At 55.8% G+C, this 538-nt stretch carries 1 protein-coding gene; it reads left to right on the forward strand.

All coding sequences use genetic code 11. From position 1 onward, the window contains the following. Nucleotides 1-538, forward strand: a 538-nt coding sequence (locus HX839_RS31450; RefSeq protein ID WP_177068225.1) for a ribonucleotide-diphosphate reductase subunit beta, incomplete at both ends; no start/stop codon positions are given.

Genomic DNA, 538 nt, shown 5'->3' on the forward strand with positions numbered 1-538 from the left:
TGGCCGTGTACCGCCTGATCACCAACCCGGAGTGCCGCCAGTACATCCTGCGCCAGGCCTTCGAAGAAGCGATCCACACCCACGCCTACCAGTACTGCATCGAATCGCTGGCCATGGATGAAGGCGAGATCTTCAACATGTACCACGAGATTCCATCGGTCGCCAAAAAGGCTGCCTGGGGCTTGAAGTACACCCGTTCGATCTCCGATCCGAAGTTCGAAACCGGTACCGTTGAGACTGACAAAGAGCTGCTGCGCAACCTGGTGGCCTACTACTGCGTACTGGAAGGCATCTTCTTCTACTGCGGCTTTACCCAGATTTTGTCCATGGGCCGTCGCAACAAAATGACCGGCGTGGCCGAGCAGTTCCAGTACATCCTGCGGGATGAGTCGATGCACCTGAACTTCGGTATCGATGTGATCAACCAGATCAAAATCGAAAACCCGCACCTGTGGGATGCCGAGATGAAGGAAGAAGCGACCCAGATGATCCTGCAAGGGACTCAGCTGGAGATCGAATACGCGCGTGACACCATGCC

The sequence above is a fragment of the Pseudomonas sp. I8001 genome (genome assembly GCF_013385345.1).
Taxonomy (GTDB): domain Bacteria; phylum Pseudomonadota; class Gammaproteobacteria; order Pseudomonadales; family Pseudomonadaceae; genus Aquipseudomonas.